The sequence below is a fragment of the Shewanella aquimarina genome (genome assembly GCF_023349185.1).
Classification (GTDB): Bacteria; Pseudomonadota; Gammaproteobacteria; order Enterobacterales; family Shewanellaceae; genus Shewanella; species Shewanella aquimarina.
In genome coordinates this window covers 37534-56573 of the sequence record NZ_JAKIKY010000012.1, presented here as the reverse complement: position 1 = coordinate 56573, position 19040 = coordinate 37534, and the positions used below count along the sequence as shown (strand labels likewise).

The window sequence follows — 19040 nt, the reverse complement described above, 5'->3', positions numbered from 1 at the left end:
ATGCTCTCACCATGCTTATATCTCCTCTCTATCAATCAGGTCGTGGCTGCGCAGTCGCTCCAGTACGGGCGGCACCAACATGGCCGCCAACAGGGCGAAGAAGCTGCCAAACAACAAGCTCTTAGCAAATTGCAGCGCCACCACTTGCGTACTCATCCCCGCCAGCAGCCCCTCGATCAGGCCCTTGCTGGCCCAAGCCAGGGTGCCCACCAGCGCCAGTATGATGCAGCGCCACTTGAGCGCCAGCAGGCTGGGCAGAAGCAGCAGACAGATATCCATGGCGATGGCCGGCAGGCCAAACTTCACCAGCAGGAAGGGACCGCCCTTGCCGACGCCCAGGGTCATAGCCATCATGCCCGCCAGCAGGCCACACAGGCTGATGGCACCGCGTTTACCCACGGCACCATAGCAAATTAAGTAGAAGAAGCTCATCAGGAACATGGAATGTCCCGACAGCCCCAGCTTCAGCCTCAGCATCCCCTTCAGCGCCACCAGCAGGGTGGCACAGAAGCCGATAAAAAGGGCGTCGTGTAGGTTGAATCCTTTGTTATTCATCATGATATTTCTCACTAGTAGGGCCAGTGGGTCGGCTTGGGATGACGACCAAACTGGCGCAGCCTGGCCGCGGTGGCCATCTGCTTGGATAGTTTTAACAGCTGGATCAGCAGCGGATAGAGCACGCAGTAGATCAGCTCACGCCAATGCTTGGGTCGCCACAACGACTTGAGGCGAATGTTGGCGCCGCGCATTACCTGCATCTGATAGATCTCCCGCGTCTCCTGCCCCAGATAAGGCAAGATGCCGAAGCAGGCGGTCAACACGAAGGCCCACTTGTGGGGCAGACAGAAGCTGAGTACCTCGCCGATACGCTGGGGCGAGCAGGCCACCGACAGCCACCAGCCGGGGATCATGGCCATCAAGATGCGGCAGACGGCGATAATCCCCTCGGGCAGACGCTCGAGCCCGTGCAGCAGCAGATAGAGCAGGCTAGTGATCGCCAACTGACTGGTGAAGATCACCAGCAGCCCCCTGAGCCGACCGCCCAGGTAACGACCCTGTATCAGCAACAGCAAGTTCGCCAGGCCCAGGTAATGCAGCCATGACAGGGGCAAGAGGAAGGCGCAACTGGAGAGCCCCAGTGCGAGCAAGATAGCGAGCGCGCACCAGCGGGTGTCGTTGACCGCGAAGTGGCGTTTAGCACGGCGCACTCCAGGCGCACGTACGCCGCGTCTAGCCCACACGTGAATACGCCTGTGGCGAGGCCGAGAGAGTCTCGAGACGCCCATCCGCCACCCGCCAGAGGCGGTCCACCGGCAGCGCCGCAATCGGCCTGTGGCTGGCGATCACCAGGGCGGTGCCCTGACGGCTCAGCTCCATCAGCAGCGCCACTATCTTGTCGGTGAAGTGGGCATCGAGCCCGGCGAAGGGGTCGTCTAACAGCAGCAGCTTGGGCCTGAGACAGGCGAGCGACGCCAAGGCGATCAGATGCTGCTGGCCGTAAGAGAGCGTATGGGGCGAGTGTCGCGCCAAGGTGGTCAGCCCGAGTTGTCCCAGCAGGGCGATGGCCCTATCCAGCGGCAGACCGTAACGCTTGAGGCTAAACTGCATCTCCTCGATCACGGTATTTTCAAACAGTTGCCGACTCGGTCTCTGGTGCAGCAAGGCCAGATCGGCGCCGAAGCGTCCCAACTTGGGACGCTGACCAAACACCTTGATGCCTAAGGGATCTATGCCCGCCTGGATACCCGCCAGACTCTTGAGCAGTGTGCTCTTACCGCAGCCATTGTCGCCCACCAGCGCCGCAATCTCACCGGGAAAGAGCAGCAGGGACTCGGCATCGAACAGCTTCTGACGCTCTCGAAATGCCAGGGTAAAACCATGGCTGTCGATGACGGCACTTCCCTGAGGCCAGCAAGGCGACTCGCGCCAACACACCTGCTCGGGACTCGTATCCACCTCTTGCGCCGATAACGCCTGCAACTGACCCTGGCTTAACTGCCATCTGTGGGTCACTAGATCCTTGAAGACACCCTGATGGTGCTCGACGATCAACAGGGCAACCCCCTGCTGCCTGAGCTGGGTTAGTACGGCCGCCAGCTCCTGCACACCCTGATCGTCCAGCTGGGCCCAGGGCTCGTCGAGCAACAACAGATCTGGCTCGAGCACCAGCTGGGCGGCGATCATCAGACGATAGCGCTGACCCAGCGAGAGGCTGGAGATCGGCGTGTCCAGGCTGATGTAGAGGCCGACCCGCCGCAGCGCCGAACGCACCTGCAGCAACATCTCATGACTGGCGACCCCTAGGTTTTCCAGGGCGAAGGCCACCTCGGCCCCCAGGGTCTGGCGCAGCAGCTGCACATTGGGGTCCTGCATCACCACCCCCAGGGTAGCCCCATCGGCTATCTCCCGCTCGCCCTCCCAGGGGCGCTCCAGGATCCCCAGCAGCAGCTTGAGCAGGGTCGACTTACCACAGCCGGTATAGCCGTGAATAAGATGACACTCACCGGGAGCTATGGTCAGATTGAGATCCTCAAACAGCGGCTGCGCCGCTGTCTGGAAGTTAAAATGGATCTGACTGAGTCGCACCAGGGCCATGAGCTTTGCCTATAGCTGCCAGTTCACGCCCAGGAACAGCTGACGACCCGCCTGAGGCAAGCCTTCGCTCTGATAGTAGCGCTCATCGAGCAGGTTGGCGGCCCTGAGGTAGACAGATAACGCGTCACCGGCAATAGGATGGCTCAACTTGAGATCCACCAGTGTGTAATCATCCAGCGACTTCTCCACCTGCTGTTTCTGGCCGGCAACCTTCTCCTCGGTGTGATACACCTGCCCCATGATATGCTCGATATTCAGGTTGATGCGGGTGGCAAAGCTAAACTCATAGTCCGCCTGTAGCCTGAATTGATGGCGCGGACGGTACTCTAAGGTATCCAGCCCTGGCGCAGCATCCTTGTCTTCGCTGTCGAGGAAGCTGTAGCCGAAGCTCAGCGACAGGTTGTCGATGCTCTGATCGCGCACCAGGAAGTCGACCCCCTTGAACTGATAACGCCCCATGTTCTGATAGATGCCATCGACATCCTTGGCGATATAGTTTTCCGCATCCGTGTAGTAGGCCGCCAGGCTCAGATCTGTGTTGCTGCCCAGCCCCTGCGCCAGACTCAGCTCCAGGTGCTTAGAGGTCTCAGACTCGAGATCCTGATTGCCCGACGAGAGCGAATAGAGGTTACGCATCGAAGGGAAACGTACCTTGCGGGCCACGCCTAGGTTGAGGCGAGTCGCCTCTGCGACCTGCCAGTAGGCGGAAGCCTGCGCCGAGTAGTCGGACTCGTCTTCGCGCACACGCTGCTGCTCGTGCAGTGCACCGCCCAGGCTGGCACCCACGCTGTCTTGCTGATACTGATATTCCGCCGCCAGGGTATAGAGCCAGGATGAATCGTCGAATGACTCGACGCCGCCTGAGCCATTACCGCCACCCGAACCGTTTCCGCCGCCGCTACCGCTACCAGAGCCTGAGCCGCTATCGGTACCAGAGCCCGAGCCACTACCACCGCCAGTCCCAGAGCCCGAACCGCCGCCGGTTCCTGAACCACTACCTGATCCAGATCCTGAACCAGACCCGCTGCCTGATCCGCTACCAGCATCGCTAGTCTCTATTTTCTTGCTCTCTGACTCCCAGCTCTGATGCTCGGCGATTAGGGCGCCGGTCAACAGGTGACCCTCATCGAAGTCGGCGATCAGCTGCACATTGCCGCCGCTCACCACAGAGCGGCCATCCAAGCTTTGCTGCACACCGACAAAGCTGTCATCCAGATAACGGTTTTCAAGCACGTCCGACTGATTCTGATAGATGAAGCCCCTCAAGGTCAGCAGCTCGTTGAATCTATGGGCCAAGCCCAGCTGCACCGTGTGGGCGTCGTAGTCATCGACGCGTTCAAATCTCGTCTTGCCGTTGGTGGTGCCATCGACGGCGGGCTTGCCCCAATCGCCGCTGCGCAGGCTGAGGTTTGCCATCAACTGAGTATTGTCCGACAGCCAGTAGCTGCCCTGGGCAAACAGGTTATCGATGGTCTTGTCGCTGTTGAAGCGGGTATCGCCCTGCTGCAGCTCGGTATCGGGCTGATCGCCAGACACGGGCCAGCCGTCTGTCTGCTGACGAGAGAGCGAAACCAGCCCCTGCCAACGCTCGCCAGAGCCAGCAACAGTCACGTCGCCGTTGAAGGTATCATTTTCACTGCCCTCGAGATGGCCGGAGAAACCTGGCACGTCGGCGCCCTGCTTAGTGCGAATGTTGATCACGCCGCCCGCGCCGCCTGGACCGTAGAGCACAGAGGTTGGCCCCATGGAAACTGTGACCGAGGCGATCTGGCTGGCGGGTACCACGCTAGGGTCGAACTGACCATCTTCGGCGCCATTGGCCGGCACACCGTTGATCAGATAGATGACATGGCGGGCCTTGAAGCCACGCACATCGACACGAGGTGTCCCCTGACCGCCGGTACGCACATAGACACCGGGGGCATTCTTTAATATCTGGTCCAGGCTCTGGGCACCCATGGCCTGAATCTCATCGGCACCTATGGTCCAGCTGCTGGTGGTCTGCTGTAGCGGCGTCGGCTTCTCGCCTGTGATCACTATGACTTCGGCCACATCTAAGATGGGTTCGTGTTTTACTTCCTCGGCCATGACCAGAGGGCTGGCGGCAACGGCGGCTGCCACGAGTGATAATTTGAGACTAACTGGTTTGTTTTTCATGCTTAATTCGCTGTGTCATTTCCCTATGGCCGTCATTCTTCCGGCTTACACCTGTAGCAACAAGCTAACGAAAACCAAAAACAAACCCAGATCGACAAATTTGAACAAATGCCGTGATGGTGGCAGTAGACAAGGGACATTTTGTCCAGTGTAAAACCTTGATTAGACAAAAATACACAGGATAGAATTGCTTCCCAAATAAATGACAAATCTCTCTTTTCTTGGGCAAGCTCACAGCTTAACTGCCTGTAACTTGACAGCTAACAGTCGGCACATTAGTTTGTGGTAAAGATTCTTATTACCAATTCAGATAAGTCTCAGATTCGCCGTGTTTGATGTCCTTACCCGCCTTCAAACCCACGCACTTTTTTACCAGGTTGGAGTATTTCTTGAGCGTTTCCTCGCTGCCACAGGCCATACAATCCCTATCCCGCAAACTCGAAAAACTCGATATTCACCCCCAGGGTGAACCGATCATTCAGTTGTCGGTGACGGCCTGTGTTATGCCGATGATCGCCTGGATCGCCAGCCAACCTTGCTACCCCAGGATCTATTGGCATGGCCGCGACACCCAGGAAGAGGTGGCCGCCCTGGGATGCTGTAAAGATTTTATCTTCGAAGATGCGGTAGACGACAACCAGCTTTCTCAGGCTTATCAGACCCAGAGGTCACTCTCGACCAATCAGGAAATACGCTACTACGGCGGCGTCGCCTTCGATCGTCATACCGAGTGCTGGCCCGAATATGGTCGTGCCCATTTCATCCTGCCCAGGGTCGAACTCAGGCGTAGCGGCGATGAATACAAGCTGCTGGTCAATCTCAACGTAGAATCTCGCGATATCGAGCAGGAGCGTAACCTGGCGCTGCAGGCCCTCGCCGCCCTGGTACCACCCAAGCCGCTGGCACCGCCAAACAAGATCCAGCTGCTGAGCCGCAGCGACCGTCCCAACAAGCTACGCTGGCACGAGCTGGTCAACCAGGTCACCCATGACAGGTTTATTCAGGACACGCCTAAGGTAGTGCTGTCCCGTCTGACCCAGCTCGAGGTGAACGAGAAGGTGGATCCCTGGATGCTGCTGGCAAGCTGGCAGGGTCGCAACCAGAACAGTTTTCAATTTGGCTTTCAATTCAGCCCAGAGAGCGCCTTTATCTCTTGCACCCCTGAGCGTCTGTATCGACGCCGTCAGCGGGAGGTGTTTACCGAGGCGCTGGCCGGCACCACCACGCGTGGGCTCAACGAAGCCGAAGATGCCTTGCTTGCGCAACAGCTGCTGGACGACACCAAGAACAGCCACGAGAACCAGCTGGTGCGTGAACATATCGTCGATGCCCTGACGCCGCTGAGCAACTATGTGGGGGCCGATGAGCTGGCCAAGGTGTTTAAGCTGAGCCATATCCAGCATCTGCACCGCGCCATTCGCGCCGAACTCAAGCCTGGGGTGAACGATTTTCAGATCCTGCAGGCCCTGCACCCCACCCCGGCCGTGGGCGGCCTGCCGAAGGCTTCGGCCATAAACTTTATCCGCCAACGCGAAGGCTATACCCGTGGCTGGTATGCCGGCGCCTGTGGCTATTTCAACAAGTATGAGAGCGAGTTTGCGGTGGCGATCCGTAGCGCGCTGATTGAACCCGGGCGCATCAACCTGTTTGCCGGTGCAGGCATAGTCTCGGGTTCAGAGGCCGAGGCGGAGTGGAACGAGCTGGAGAATAAGCTCAAGACCATAATGTCGATCCTGACCGAGGTCTAGCTCATACCTAACTAGGCTGATAGACGCTAGCCGAGTTGGCCTCAGGCTTATTTACCCAGCGGCACCCGGTCGCGATAACCAACGTTGGCCTGAAACAGACGATCCAGCTCACCGCTGGCGAGCATGCGCACCATGGCACGGTTAAAGATCGCCTTCAAACGCTTACCTTTCTGCGTCTGGGGAAAGACGAAGAATACCTCCGCATTGAGTACATTTTCTTTTATCACATATTGCTGCGGCCGATTTAACTGGCTGGCGAGCCCCAACAAAGAACGTTTATAGTCGAGCACGGCGTCTATCTTGCCGCTGTTAACATGGTTGAGCATCTGCAACAGATCGCTCCCCTCCTCGTAATACATGGGCACCTTGATAAAGGTATCGTAGCGATACTCCAGCAGCGCCTTCACCTTCTTCTTTTTCAGGCTATTGATGTCCTGCCAGATAGCCGCCAGCTCGGGCGTCAGGGCGGCATCCACCTGATCCACCTCCACCGGCAGGTCACAGTAGTATTCGGGTTTGACTTCGTCGAGATAGAAGCCCAGCCCCACGTCGACCTTGTGATGCTGCACCATGTAGAGGGCGCGGGAGAAAGGCACAAAATCGACAGAGAGCTTCCACTTGGGGGCAGGAAAGGCGCTTTGCATCAGCGCGAGGTAAAAGCCTTTGCCGTCTGGCGTGCTAAAGCCGGGCCAGTTGCCGGTTACCACGGTGATCTCCTCAACCTCTTCGGATGCGGCATGCCGTGGCGTACCCGCTAACATGCAGGCGCACAAGATGACGACAAGATAACGCCAGGATCTCATCGACCCCTCCTCGAAATCATGGTGATATTCAACCAAGTGTAGTCTCTTTATGCCTTGTAAGCGGGAGCTCGGCAGAGAAAACGACGCAAAATCCTTGCTCATTTGGTCTTAATGACTATAATTTGCCGCCCTGTCTCCCGGGCTAGGCTCAGGACACGGCTAACCGAGGCGCAAGCCTTACCCAGTTTCTAAGCGGGTTCCCTCACCCCGCGTTAACCCACTAAAAAGGCCACAAGATGTTAATGTTATCCCCGGCGCAGATTCAGCGTGCGCTCCTGCTGCTTGTCAGCTTTCATATCGCCATAATCACCGCAAGTAACTACTTGGTTCAGCTGCCCTTTCAGCTATTTGGTTTTCATACCACCTGGGGCGCCTTCAGCTTTCCCTTCGTCTATCTGGCCACAGATCTGACGGTGAGAATCTTCGGCCAACAGTCCGCGCGTAAGATCATCCTCAGGGCCATGATACCGGCGCTGTTGATCTCCTATCTGATCGGCGTGCTCTTCCATCAGGGCAGTTTTCAGGGTGGCGACGCCTTAGCGCAATTCAACAACTTCGTGTTTCGTATCGCCTTCGCCAGTTTCGCCGCCTATCTGGTCGGCCAGCTGATGGACATTACCGTGTTCGCCCGCCTAAGACAGGCCAAGGCATGGTGGGTGGCGCCTGCCGCCTCGACGGTTATCGGCAACCTCATCGACACCCTGGTGTTCTTCAGCGTCGCCTTCTACGCCTCGAGCGACCCCTTCATGGCCGAGCACTGGATGGAGATCGCCAGCGTCGACTATGGTTTCAAGCTAATCGTCAGCCTGGGGCTCTTCCTACCTGCCTACGGCGTCTTGCTCAGGGTACTGCAGGAGCGAATTTTGCGAGAAGGCCAGACAAAATCGCAGACCGAACTGGCCTGACCAGTTGATTTGTACTATCATCGCGGCACTCAAATTTTCACCAGTGCCGCCATGCTAGCACCAACTTTGGAGAGCCAAGATGTACACCACAAGTATTGAGCATCACACCCAACTGAGCGATGAGCTCATCGACACCCTCATCGGCCTGAGCCAACAGGTGCCCGAATTCGACGGGCGTCATCAGGCGGCAGATTATCAATCACGCCTGAGCGGCAAGTCCTTTCTGGTGCAGCTGATCCGCATCGAGGGCGAGCTGGCGGGCTACAAGATTGGCTATGGTGAGGCCAATGGTGAGTTTTACAGCTGGCTAGGTGCCATACTGCCTGAGTTTCGCCAGCTAGGGCTGGCCAAGGAGATGATGCAAGATCAGGAGCGCTGGGCCAAGGCGCAGGGCTTCAACACCCTGGCGGTTAAGACCTACAACCGCTTCGCCAGCATGTTACAACTGCTGATAAAGCAGGGCTACAAGATAGCCGGCTTGGAAAATTCCACGGCAAATATCGATGATAACAAGTTGGTTTTAAACAAGTTACTGAGCTAAAGCATGTTAATCGTGAATCTTTACACGATAAAAGCTTGCAAACCTAAATGATAATTATTACTATTTAGGTGCGTTCCAAAACTCAGTCTGTTTTAAGCACTTCATCTCTGCTTACAATGATGAGTTCGCAAGCACAACATTGCTCACACACACTCTTTGTGGCCGGAATATAACTATTCCGGCTCTTTTTTTATCTGAAGTCCAGGCTTACCGAGCTGCCCAAGGAATCTTTACGAATCCCTAAGCCTTACCAATCACTAAACCTTACGAATCCCTATGCCTCTCGCGCCTTCTTGTCCAGAGCACTCGAGAAGTGCAGTCCCTCATAGGGCGGATTGAACTGATCGTCTATCGCCTTGTGATACAGGCCTATGGTAAACAGCGTCCCCTTACCGACCGTTGAGCTGACCTCTATGGTGCCGCCGATCCGCTTGATGATGCCGTAACTCAGGGAGAGTCCCAGTCCCGTACCGTCCTGACGCGTGGTATAGAAAGGATCGAAGATGCGCCCCAGCTGTTCCTCGGGGATCCCCTTACCCTCATCTTCCACCTCTATCTTGACCCCTATGGGCTCACCGCCCTGCACCCAGTCATAGGTGCGGATCCAGATGCGTCCCTGTCCATCCATGGCGTGGGCGGCGTTAACCACCAGGTTAATCAGCACCTGCAATAGCTGAGGGCGATTCACCTCGATTGGATAGCTGGCGTTGAGATCCTGGATCAATACCACCTCCTGCTTCTTGATGGAGTGGCGTACCAGTATGGTCATCTCCTCGACGATAGGCGTGAGCTGATGCATCTCCAGTGGCGCGTTGAACTCGCCGGGACGACTGTATTGCAGCAGGCTGCGAATAATGGTGCTGATGCGGCCCACCTGCTCGATGACGATGTCTATCTCTTCCTCGACATCCTCGGCCTTGGCGCCGAGTTCAGACTTGAGCAGCTCCATGTTGCCCAAGATCACCGCCGTCGGATTGTTGATCTCATGGGCGATCCCCGCAGTCAGCTCACCCAGGGCGGTTAGCTTCTCGTTGGTCACCAGTTGCTGACGGGTCTCGTTCAGCAGGGCCACGTTACGCTGCAGCTCCTCCGTCTTCTCCTGCAGGCTGCGGGTACGCTCCTCGACCTTAACCTCCAGCTGCTCGGCCGCCGCCTGGATCTGCGAGTTACGCCGCTGCAACAGATCCAGCATGCGGTCGAACTGTTCGGCCAAATTAGCCAGCTCGTTGTCTCGCTCAAGCCCCAAGGAGCCTATGCGCAGGTTGCGCCCCGACTGCACCGCCTTCACCACGTGGTGGATCCGCTCAATCGGCTGCAAAAGGCTATAGGCACCACGGTAGACCAACAGACCAGAGACCAGCAGCACCAACATGAGGATAGTGCCCAGCTCTATGATGTTGAGCAGGTAGTTATGGATAAAGGGAGACTCTGAAAACCCCGTGTAGATCATGCCGATGCGCTCGCCGCGAATATCTTTAAGCGGGGCATAGGCCGAGATAAACCAGTCGTTGTAGACGAAGGCGCGATCGACCCACAGCAGCCCCTGCACTAACACCTTCTGCCTTACCTCTTCCGACACCAGACTACCGAGCGCTCGGCCACGCTTCTCGCTGTCCTGGGGGAAGAAGTTAAGCGGTACGTTAGTGCTGATACGGGTGTTGTCGAGGAAGATGGTTACCGTGCCGATGGAACGCTCCGGCAGCGTGCCCTTGTCGTACACCAGATCGCGAATATGGTCCACGATGCGAATGTCGCGATTAAGCAAGATGCCACCGTCCAGATACCAGCCCACCTTGCCATCGCGCCCCAGGATAGGCAGCAGGCTTCGACTGAGCATGCCGCGTTTTTCCACATCCTTGCTCGGCTTCTGGGATCTTGGGGTATCCACCAGGGTGATCACCGCCTCCTGCTCCAGGTTGGGCGCCAAACGGGCCAGACGCTGGGGCTGCAACACCATTAAACCCGAGAAGGGCTGATTGTCCTGTATCTTGGGCAGCATCACCCTAAGGTCTGGGTCCTGCGCCGCCTCGGCGACGCTGACCAGGCGCAGAAAGTCCAGATCCAGCTCGGCCTGCTTCTGCTTGAGCAGCTCGGCCAGCTTGGCTCTGGCGACCTTAGTGTCTCCATCGAGATCGCGAAATTCGTTTTGAAACTCCCAGGAGGCGCGCACCAGCTCCAGCTGATTTTCCTGCTTCTCCTGCACCGAGATGAGCGTGTTACTGGCCACCGTCAGGTCGGCCTTCACCTTCATGAAGAGTTGCTTACCCGTGTAGCTGATGTTCCAGTAGATGGTGATAAACACCAGGCTCACCAGGGTGAGCAAGATCGGCAGCAGGGTTAGGATCAGGATGCGATAACGCACCTTGGCCTGCAATTGCTGCCAGTTGACACCAAAGAGACGCGAGAAAAAAGACACGGTTATTCTTCCTCGAGGTTATTGAGTTCGAACCACTCTTTATATTTACGATCCAGTGTCTTACGGGAAACTCCGAGATCGCGCGCGGCGGCAGACTTATTGCCCTGATACAGGTCGACTACCGAGGTCACATGGTGTTTCTCCACCTCTTTAAGCGACCAGTCAAGGGGATAACCCAGCTCGCCCGCCACCTCTGACTTAGGCTGCTGCTTCCAATATTCCGCCGGCGGCTTACCCAGGAGGATACAGCGCTCTATCATGTTGCGCAGCTCACGTATGTTGCCCGGCCACTCATGCTGTTGCAGCTTGAGCATATCCTCGTGGCTCCATACCACCTCCTTGACCCCCAGCTCGGCGGCCAGCAGGCGGGTGAAGTGATGGGTCAGCTCCACCACATCTTCCGGGCGTTCCCGCAGCGGCGGGATCACTATGTCGAGCACATTGAGTCGATAGAAGAGATCGCGTCTGAAGTTACCGGCCTCCACCTCGTCCGCCAGCTTGCGGTTGGTGGCCGCCAGCACCCGGACATCGATATTGATCTCTTTCTCGCTGCCCACGGGGCGTATGGTGCGTTGCTCCAGCACCCTCAGCAGGGCCGTCTGCATCTTGAGCGGCATCTCGCCGATCTCGTCGAGGAAGATGGTGCCGCCCGAGGCGAAGCTGAACAAACCTTCACGGTTACCCTTAGCGCCGGTGAAGGAGCCGGCGGCATGGCCGAAGAGCTCACTCTCCAGCAGTTCGGGGGCGATAGCGCCACAGTTGACTGGCACGAATGGTCCCTGACGACCGCTGAGCAGATGCAGCTGTCTGGCCACCAGCTCCTTACCCGTGCCTGATTCGCCTTCGATCAGAATAACTGCGTTGGTGGGCGCCACTCTCTCGATCACATGTTTCACCTCCATCATGGCATCGCTGCTGCCTATGATGGTGGAGGATTGGCCGATGGAGACCTCGCGGCGCAGCATGAGGTTTTCGCGCTTAAGCAGGCGACGCTCGATGCAACGATCCACCGCCTTCATCATCTGTTCAAGGTGGAAGGGTTTCATGATGAAGTCGGAGGCACCGGCGCGCAGCGCCTTGATGGCCACGTCCATATCGGCATAGCCGGTCATGAAGATGATGTCTGAGCGCCGCTCCTGATCGCTCAGCGCCTCGTCCCACTCGATGCCGGAACGGCCCGGCAGGCGAATATCGACGATCAGCAGATCGAAGTGACAGCGGCTCCTGAGCTGCTCGGCATCTTCGACGCTGCCGGCGGTTTCCACCAGGGCAAACTTCTTCGACAGCGCCTTCTTCAGAAAGCTGCGCATGCCCGGCTCATCGTCGACGATAAGCACAGATACGGCGGAAGGTAGGGGCTTCATCTCTTTATTGGGCTGGCTCATATTGTCTTCTTTTGGACATTTTGACTCATATTGAACAGATTCTAGCATCAAACCTCGGCCAATTGGTCACCCTGAACCAGTAGAATCGCGCTCTGGGACATTATGTCTGGAGACAATTTACCGAGCTTGCGATCTGCTTCACACTTTGTTGGCAACTTGTGAGCTTTTTTTGCAGATAATGGATCTGGCACTGTTTTTGCTGAAACAGTCTCGTTATTTACACATGATCCGCGTGATCTCGGCAAAATCACGCACTCAAGCAGATGCCAAGGAGCAAAAATGCTAAAGCTAAAATCAATAATCAGCCTAGCGATCGTCGCCAGTGCCCTAACATTAACCTCTGCCCAGGCAGAAGAGGTGATCAAACTGGCCACCACTACCAGCACAGAAAACTCTGGCCTACTCAAGCACCTACTGCCTAAGTTCGAGCAGGAGTCTGGCTACAAGGTACAGGTAATTGCAACAGGTACTGGTAAAGCACTTAAACTTGCTCGTCAGGGCGACGTGGACGTGGTGATGACTCACGCCCCGGCTGCCGAAGCCAAATTCGTTAATGAAGGCTATGGCATGATGCCACGCGGTATCATGGAAAACGATTTTGTGATCTTGGGCCCGAAAAATGACCCAGCTAAGATCCGTAGCAGTAAGACAGCCGAAGAGGCCTTTGCTAAAATAGCCGATTCTGGCGTGGGCTTCGTCTCTCGCGGTGACAACTCAGGTACCAACATGAAAGAGTTGATCATCTGGAAAGGCGCCAAGGTCGAGCCAACATTTAACGGCTACCGCGCCGTGGGCCAAGGCATGGGTAAGACACTGCTGATGGCCAACGAGCTTCAAGCCTACACATTGTCTGACCGTGGTACTTTCGTTGCCTACAAGGCTAAGTTAGATCTCGCGGTTGACTATGATGGCGGTAAGACACTGGCGAACCCCTATCAAATCATGTTGATCAACCCTGAGAAATACCCAGATCTTAACCACAAAGGTGCTAAGGCACTGAGTGACTGGCTGATCGGCAACGAAGCCCAAGGCATGATTAACAGCTACACCGTACAGGGTGAGCAACTATTTAAGGCAACATATAGCGAATGAGTGAAGGCTGGTTAGCCCTAATACAGCAGGCGTTGAGCCTGCTGTTTTCATTAGATCCCGATGTTTGGTCTATCGTCAGCGTCTCCTTTTCTGTCTCTCTGGCTGCGCTGGCGATCACCCTTATTCCCTCTATGATACTGGGCTTCGTGCTGGCCTTCGCCCGCTTCCCCGGACGCTGGTTTGCAACGAATCTGGTACAGACGACCCAATCTATCCCCACAGTGGTGATCGGCCTCTTGGTCTATCTGATGCTTACCCGCATGGGCCCACTGGGCGATCTAAAATGGCTATTTACCCAGAAAGGCATGATACTGGGACAGATGATGATCTGCGCCCCCGTGTTAATCGCCATGAGTCAGGCCGCCTTTACCAGCGTAGACAAGCGTGCCTGGGAAACCTCACGCACCTTAGGTGCCTCCTGGCTGCGTTCCGTCTGGCTGGTGTGCCGGGAACTCAAGGTACCGCTATTGATGGCCATAGTCGCGGCCTTTAGCCGCATCCTCACCGAGGTGGGTTGTTCCATGATGGTGGGCGGCAACATCGCCGGTGTCACCCGAAATATCCCCACCGCCATCGCCCTGGAAACCAGCAAGGGCGACTTCGCCCAGGCCATCGCCCTGGGACTAGTACTGCTTATCCTGGCCTTAGTGCTCAACTTCACGCTCGGGACCCTCAGGGGCAGAGCCGAACCGAGGAGCCTTTAATCATGGTCAAGATCATCGCCAACAACATAGAGATGCGCTTCGGCAGCCGCCTGTTATACCGCTTCGATCGCCTCAGTCTGGCCCAACATCAGACCATACACCTGCAGGGTGACAATGGCAGCGGCAAGACGACCCTGATGAAGATGCTAGCTGGTCTACAGGCACCAAGCCTAGGTGAGATCCACACAGAAGGCTTTGCGCCTACCCCCTGGTGGCGCCGCAATCCCTTGCTGGGCAAGGCGGTCTATCTGCACCAACACCCCTATCTGTTTGACGGTAGCGTGGCCTACAACCTCAACTATGTGCAGCCCCTTTGCGACATGACGGAACAGGAGATCGCCTCGCGTACCCAGACGGCTATCGAGATGGCCCAGCTTGGCGGCCTGCTCAACCAGAGAGCCGCAAGCCTCTCCGGCGGCGAGCGTCAACGCCTGGCCATCGCCCGCGCCTGGATCATGCGCCCGCACCTGCTGATGCTGGACGAGCCCACCTCCAACATGGACAAGCTGTCCCAGCAACTGGTGCTCACCATGGTCAGCCATCTTAAACAGCAAGGCACAGGCATGCTGATTTCCAGCCATCAGAGCTGCTTGCTCACAGGCCTGTGCGAGCAGACCTGGCAGATCCAAAACCAGGCTATTCAGGTCAGCCCATCAAGCCTTGATGAGCGCCCCTTCACCCCATCACAGCAGGAGCTGAGATATGTCACCGCAAATTGATGCCGTGATCCTTGCCGGCGGCATGGCCAGACGCATGGGCGGCAACGACAAGGGACTGGTCGAGTTAAACGATCAGCCGATGATAAAACACGCAATCGACAGGATAAAACCTCAGGTTAAGCAGATCCTGATCAACGCAAATCGCAATCAGGACCGCTATGCTGAGTTTGGTTATCCGGTACTGAGCGACGAAGACTCGGGTTATCTGGGGCCGCTGGCCGGCATGATCACCGCACTGGGGCAGACCCAGGCCGACTACCTTATGGTGGTGCCCTGTGACTGTCCGCTGCTGCCGACGGATCTGGTGCCGCGCATGCTCGCCGCCATAGAGACCCAAGGGGCCGAGATGGCCGTGGCCAGCGACGGCAAGCGAGAACAACCTGTGGTGCTACTGATGAAACCGGCGCTGCGAGAATCAATGAAGGCCTTCTTAGATGCAGGCGAGCGTAAGATCGATTTCTGGTATGCCAAACACCACTGCGTGGTGTGTGACTTCTCCGATCAGCCCAATGCGTTCGTGAACGTCAACACGCCAGAACAAAAACAACAACTTTCCGAGGCAATTGCCCACTAAAAATAGAGGTGTACATGAGCGTACCGTTTAACAATCCACTGCCGATCCCCGTCCTCGGATTTTGCGCCTACAGTGGCACAGGCAAGACTACACTGCTAAAGAAGCTGATCCCCGAACTCAATCACCGGGGCCTGCGTCTAGCCGTTGTCAAACACGCTCATCATAACTTCGATGTGGATATTCCCGGCAAGGACAGCTACGAGATGCGCAAGGCTGGTGCCCGCCAGATGCTGGTCGCCTCCCACGTGCGTTGGGCGCTGATGACGGAAGATCCGGTAGAGGATGCGCCAGAACTACCCCACCTGCTGGCGCAAATTGAAGCCGATAAAGTAGATATCGTCCTGGTGGAGGGCTTCAAGAAGCTGGCCCTGCCCAAGATAGAGCTTCACCGCGCCGCCCATGGCAAACCTTTTATCCATACCCATGACGACAACATTCAGGCCATTGCCTGCTGCGACGAGACTGAGCTGCCTTCAGACCTTAGACGCTTAGATATCAACGATGTGGGCCAGATAGCCGACTTCGTTATCGAATACGCCAACAACTGGCGACCCTGCACGCCATCGCTCCCCCTCGCGCCCGAGTGCGGCTGCGAACTCGATACCAGCAAGACGCTGTCGGTGAGACAGGGGATAGATAAAATTCTTTCTTATGTCACGCCAGTCTCTGCCAGCGAAGAGGTGGCCATCGATGACAGCACAGACAGGGTTTTGGCCGAGGATGCCATCTCGCCGGTGGACGTGCCCCAACATACCAACTCGGCGATGGACGGTTTCGCCTTCGCCTATTCAGATCCCATGCTAGCCAGCTACACCTTGGTGGGCGATGTGATGGCCGGTCACAGCTATCAGGGCACACTCAAGCCCGGCGAGGCGGTGCGCATCATGACGGGCGCCCCCATGCCTGAGGGTGCCGATACTGTGCAGATGAAAGAGATGGCAGAGGATCGCGGCGACGCCGTCAGCTTCCAGGGCAAGATCAGCCTGGGGCAACACGTTCGCCAGGCCGGTGAAGATATCGCCAAGGATCACACGGCGCTGGGGGCCGGAAACAGACTCAAGGCCGCCCATCAGGGCATGCTGGCCTCGCTCGGCTTCGGCAGGCTGCCCGTATATCGTCGCCCTAAGGTCGCGGTATTCTCAACAGGTGACGAGGTATGCCAGCCGGGCGAGCCATTGAAACCCAACTGCATCTACGATTCCAACCGCTTCACCATCAAGTCCATGGTGAAACAGCTGGGCTGTGAGGTGATCGACCTCGGTATCATCGAAGATAGCGAGGCAGCGCTCATTGACGCCCTGCAAGGCGCGGCGCAGCAGGCCGATGTGGTAATAAGCTCGGGTGGAGTCTCGGTAGGCGATGCCGACTTCATCAAGTTGGCGCTCGCCAAGGTGGGACAGATCAACTTCTGGCGCATCAACATGCGTCCGGGCAGACCCCTGGCCTTCGGTCAGATAGGCGATAGCCTCTTCTTCGGCCTACCGGGCAACCCTGTGGCCGTGATGGTCTCCTTCATGCAATTCGTGCAGCCGGCGCTGCGCAAGTTGGCGGGAGAACTGGAATGGGCACCGACATTGGTGCCCGCCATCGCCGACTGTGCGCTACGCAGCCGCAGCGGCCGTACCGAGTTCACCCGTGGCATCTATCATCTGGGCAGCGATGGCCGCCTACATGTCACCAGCACGGGGGCCCAGGGCTCAGGCATGTTGAGCTCAATGGTGAAGGGAAACTGCCTTATCGTGATCGCCGAGAAAGATGAGCAGCTCAACGTGGGCGATACCGTTTATATTCAACCCTTTTCCGATCTCTTATAGACGACAATAGCAACAGCCAGGCGGGCAAGCAGCCCTTACCCGCCGCCCTAGGTGATTCTGTATGAGTTTAATCGTCGATACCTTTGGCCGTACGGTCGAATATCTCCGCCTCTCGGTGACCGACAGATGCGATTTTCGCTGCGTCTACTGCATGAGTGAAGATCCCTGCTTTCTCGACAGAGAGCAGGTGCTCAGCCTGGAGGAGCTGGCCTGGATAGGTCAGGCCTTTACCGAGCTGGGGGTCAAGAAGATCCGCCTCACCGGCGGCGAGCCCCTGGTGCGCACCGATTGCGACCAGTTGGTCAAACTGCTGGGCCAGCTTCCCGGCCTCAAAGAGCTGTCCATGACCACCAATGGCTCGCGCCTGAGTAAGTTTGCCAGCAAGATGCATGAGGCGGGCCTGAGCCGCCTCAACATCAGCTTAGATACCCTAAAACCCGAGCTGTTTACCCAGCTGACCCGCAACGGCAATCTGGAGCGGGTGATCCAGGGGATCGATGCCGCCAAGGCCGCTGGCTTCAAGCGCATCAAGATCAATGCCGTGATCCTGCGCGGTCAGAATGACGATGAGGTATTGGATCTCATCGAGTTTTGCCGCGAGCGCGAACTGGATATCGCCTTCATCGAGGAGATGCCCCTTGGGATCATCGACGAGCGCAAGAAGAGCCGCCACTGTAGCAGCGACGAGGTCAAGGCGATCATCGGCCAGCGCTATCCACTCAGCGTCTCCGACAAGCGTACAGGCGGCCCGGCCCGCTACTACACCATGCCCGGCAGCAGCATACATGTAGGCTTCATCTCGCCCCACAGCAATAACTTTTGCCACGAGTGTAACCGGGTGCGTGTCACGGTTGAGGGACGCCTGCTGCTCTGCCTGGGCAATGAAAACTCGGTAGATCTCAAGGCGATCGTCAGAGAATACCCGGGCGATATCGCGCGCCTGAAACAGGCGATTCTCGAGGGGATTAAGCACAAACCCAAGGAGCACCACTTCGGCCCCGAGGGCGACACCCAGATCCTGCGCTTTATGAATGCCACCGGCGGCTGATGCCCTGGGCCATTTTCGATGATAGACTCGTACACATCTTACATTGATTGATGCTGACTCGAGATGGCCCTGACCAGAAGAAAATGGAATAACATCATCATCTTCGCCTCCATCGCCATGGTGGCGATACTCACCTTTTTAGATCGTCAACGCCAGACGATCCCTGATGACGCCCAGCCACTGTTCGATCAACAGGCGCCGCTGGCTCAGCTGCAATATGATGACCTCTGGCTGGCCGAGCAGGGCTTTGGCTGGCAGTGTGACCCTCAGGTGCTCAACTGCCGCCAGTGGGCTGAGGCCTGGGGAGGCATACTGGTCTCTCCTATCGCTAAGCCCACAGACCTAAGCACACAAGCCCACGAACTGGTGCTGCAGATCCGCGACATAGAGACGCCGCAGCTCTGGCTCTTCTATCCCGGTGAGGGGCTACTCAGCTCTCCCGCCGGTAATTGGTACCAGGTTCCGCCGAGTCTGCGCCCGCAGCTTGCGCCGATCCTCAAGCTCGATAACCCCTAAACAAGTTAAACGAAGAGATTTAT

17 protein-coding genes are annotated in these 19040 nt (G+C 57.0%); 10 read left to right on the top strand and 7 right to left on the bottom strand.

Annotated features, from left to right (window positions below):
* Positions 1–15: 15 nt before the first annotated feature.
* The 4 genes from L2731_RS14905 to L2731_RS14890 are packed head-to-tail and all read right to left on the bottom strand — an operon-like array spanning position 16 to position 4752.
* A complete protein-coding gene (locus L2731_RS14905) occupies positions 16–555 on the bottom strand; it encodes a core component of ECF transporter (RefSeq protein WP_249254124.1) in 540 nt (179 codons plus the stop codon).
* A gap of 14 nt (positions 556–569) precedes the next feature.
* Complete coding sequence (locus L2731_RS14900; RefSeq protein ID WP_249253983.1) at positions 570–1241, bottom strand: energy-coupling factor transporter transmembrane component T; 672 nt, start codon at positions 1239–1241, stop codon at positions 570–572.
* Positions 1231–2595 carry an ATP-binding cassette domain-containing protein gene (locus L2731_RS14895; protein WP_249253980.1) on the bottom strand — a complete coding sequence of 455 codons (1365 nt, stop codon included), beginning with the start codon at positions 2593–2595 and terminating at the stop codon, positions 1231–1233. Before L2731_RS14895 ends, L2731_RS14900 begins: the two co-directional genes overlap by 11 nt.
* Positions 2596–2604: 9 nt before the next feature.
* Positions 2605–4752 carry a TonB-dependent receptor plug domain-containing protein gene (locus L2731_RS14890; protein ID WP_249253978.1) on the bottom strand — a complete coding sequence of 716 codons (2148 nt, stop codon included), beginning with the start codon at positions 4750–4752 and terminating at the stop codon, positions 2605–2607.
* Positions 4753–5141: 389 nt separating this feature from the next.
* Here L2731_RS14890 and L2731_RS14885 point away from each other — a divergent pair, with 389 nt between their 5' ends.
* Positions 5142–6500 (top strand): isochorismate synthase, encoded by a 1359-nt coding sequence (locus tag L2731_RS14885; protein ID WP_249253976.1) that lies wholly within the window; start codon positions 5142–5144, stop codon positions 6498–6500.
* A gap of 47 nt (positions 6501–6547) precedes the next feature.
* Here L2731_RS14885 and L2731_RS14880 read toward each other — a convergent pair whose 3' ends face one another.
* Positions 6548–7303, bottom strand: coding sequence for a substrate-binding periplasmic protein (locus L2731_RS14880; RefSeq protein ID WP_249253974.1), 756 nt, complete (start codon positions 7301–7303; stop codon positions 6548–6550).
* A 236-nt stretch (positions 7304–7539) separates the two neighbouring features.
* Here L2731_RS14880 and L2731_RS14875 point away from each other — a divergent pair, with 236 nt between their 5' ends.
* The gene (locus L2731_RS14875) at positions 7540–8208 is read left to right on the top strand and encodes a 7-cyano-7-deazaguanine/7-aminomethyl-7-deazaguanine transporter (protein WP_249253972.1); all 669 of its coding nucleotides are present in this window, start codon (positions 7540–7542) and stop codon (positions 8206–8208) included.
* 79 nt (positions 8209–8287) lie between these two features.
* Positions 8288–8749, top strand: a complete 462-nt coding sequence (locus tag L2731_RS14870; RefSeq protein ID WP_249253970.1) for a GNAT family N-acetyltransferase — start codon at positions 8288–8290, stop codon at positions 8747–8749.
* Between the two features lie 274 nt (positions 8750–9023).
* Here L2731_RS14870 and L2731_RS14865 read toward each other — a convergent pair whose 3' ends face one another.
* Both L2731_RS14865 and L2731_RS14860 read right to left on the bottom strand, forming a co-directional pair.
* Positions 9024–11165, bottom strand: a complete 2142-nt coding sequence (locus L2731_RS14865; protein WP_249253968.1) for a sensor histidine kinase — start codon at positions 11163–11165, stop codon at positions 9024–9026.
* A gap of 2 nt (positions 11166–11167) precedes the next feature.
* A complete protein-coding gene (locus L2731_RS14860) occupies positions 11168–12598 on the bottom strand; it encodes a sigma-54-dependent transcriptional regulator (protein WP_239853707.1) in 1431 nt (476 codons plus the stop codon).
* A 231-nt stretch (positions 12599–12829) separates the two neighbouring features.
* Here L2731_RS14860 and L2731_RS14855 point away from each other — a divergent pair, with 231 nt between their 5' ends.
* The 7 genes from L2731_RS14855 (at position 12830) to L2731_RS14825 (ending at position 19017) form a co-directional block, all read left to right on the top strand.
* Positions 12830–13642, top strand: coding sequence for an ABC transporter substrate-binding protein (locus L2731_RS14855; RefSeq protein WP_249253966.1), 813 nt, complete (start codon positions 12830–12832; stop codon positions 13640–13642).
* Complete coding sequence (locus L2731_RS14850) at positions 13639–14346, top strand: ABC transporter permease (RefSeq protein ID WP_011867478.1); 708 nt, start codon at positions 13639–13641, stop codon at positions 14344–14346. The genes L2731_RS14855 and L2731_RS14850 overlap by 4 nt, the downstream gene beginning before the upstream one ends.
* Before the next feature lie 2 nt (positions 14347–14348).
* Positions 14349–15065, top strand: coding sequence for an ATP-binding cassette domain-containing protein (locus L2731_RS14845; protein WP_239853714.1), 717 nt, complete (start codon positions 14349–14351; stop codon positions 15063–15065).
* Positions 15049–15639: a molybdenum cofactor guanylyltransferase MobA gene (gene mobA / locus L2731_RS14840; RefSeq protein ID WP_249253964.1), complete on the top strand. Its 591-nt coding sequence runs from the start codon at positions 15049–15051 to the stop codon at positions 15637–15639. The genes L2731_RS14845 and mobA overlap by 17 nt, the downstream gene beginning before the upstream one ends.
* 14 nt (positions 15640–15653) lie before the next feature.
* Positions 15654–17453 carry a bifunctional molybdopterin-guanine dinucleotide biosynthesis adaptor protein MobB/molybdopterin molybdotransferase MoeA gene (locus tag L2731_RS14835; protein WP_249253962.1) on the top strand — a complete coding sequence of 600 codons (1800 nt, stop codon included), beginning with the start codon at positions 15654–15656 and terminating at the stop codon, positions 17451–17453.
* Positions 17454–17514: 61 nt separating this feature from the next.
* Positions 17515–18501, top strand: a complete 987-nt coding sequence (moaA, locus tag L2731_RS14830; protein ID WP_249253960.1) for a GTP 3',8-cyclase MoaA — start codon at positions 17515–17517, stop codon at positions 18499–18501.
* Between the two features lie 63 nt (positions 18502–18564).
* Positions 18565–19017, top strand: coding sequence for a hypothetical protein (locus L2731_RS14825; RefSeq protein WP_239853718.1), 453 nt, complete (start codon positions 18565–18567; stop codon positions 19015–19017).
* The last annotated feature ends 23 nt before the right edge of the window (positions 19018–19040 follow it).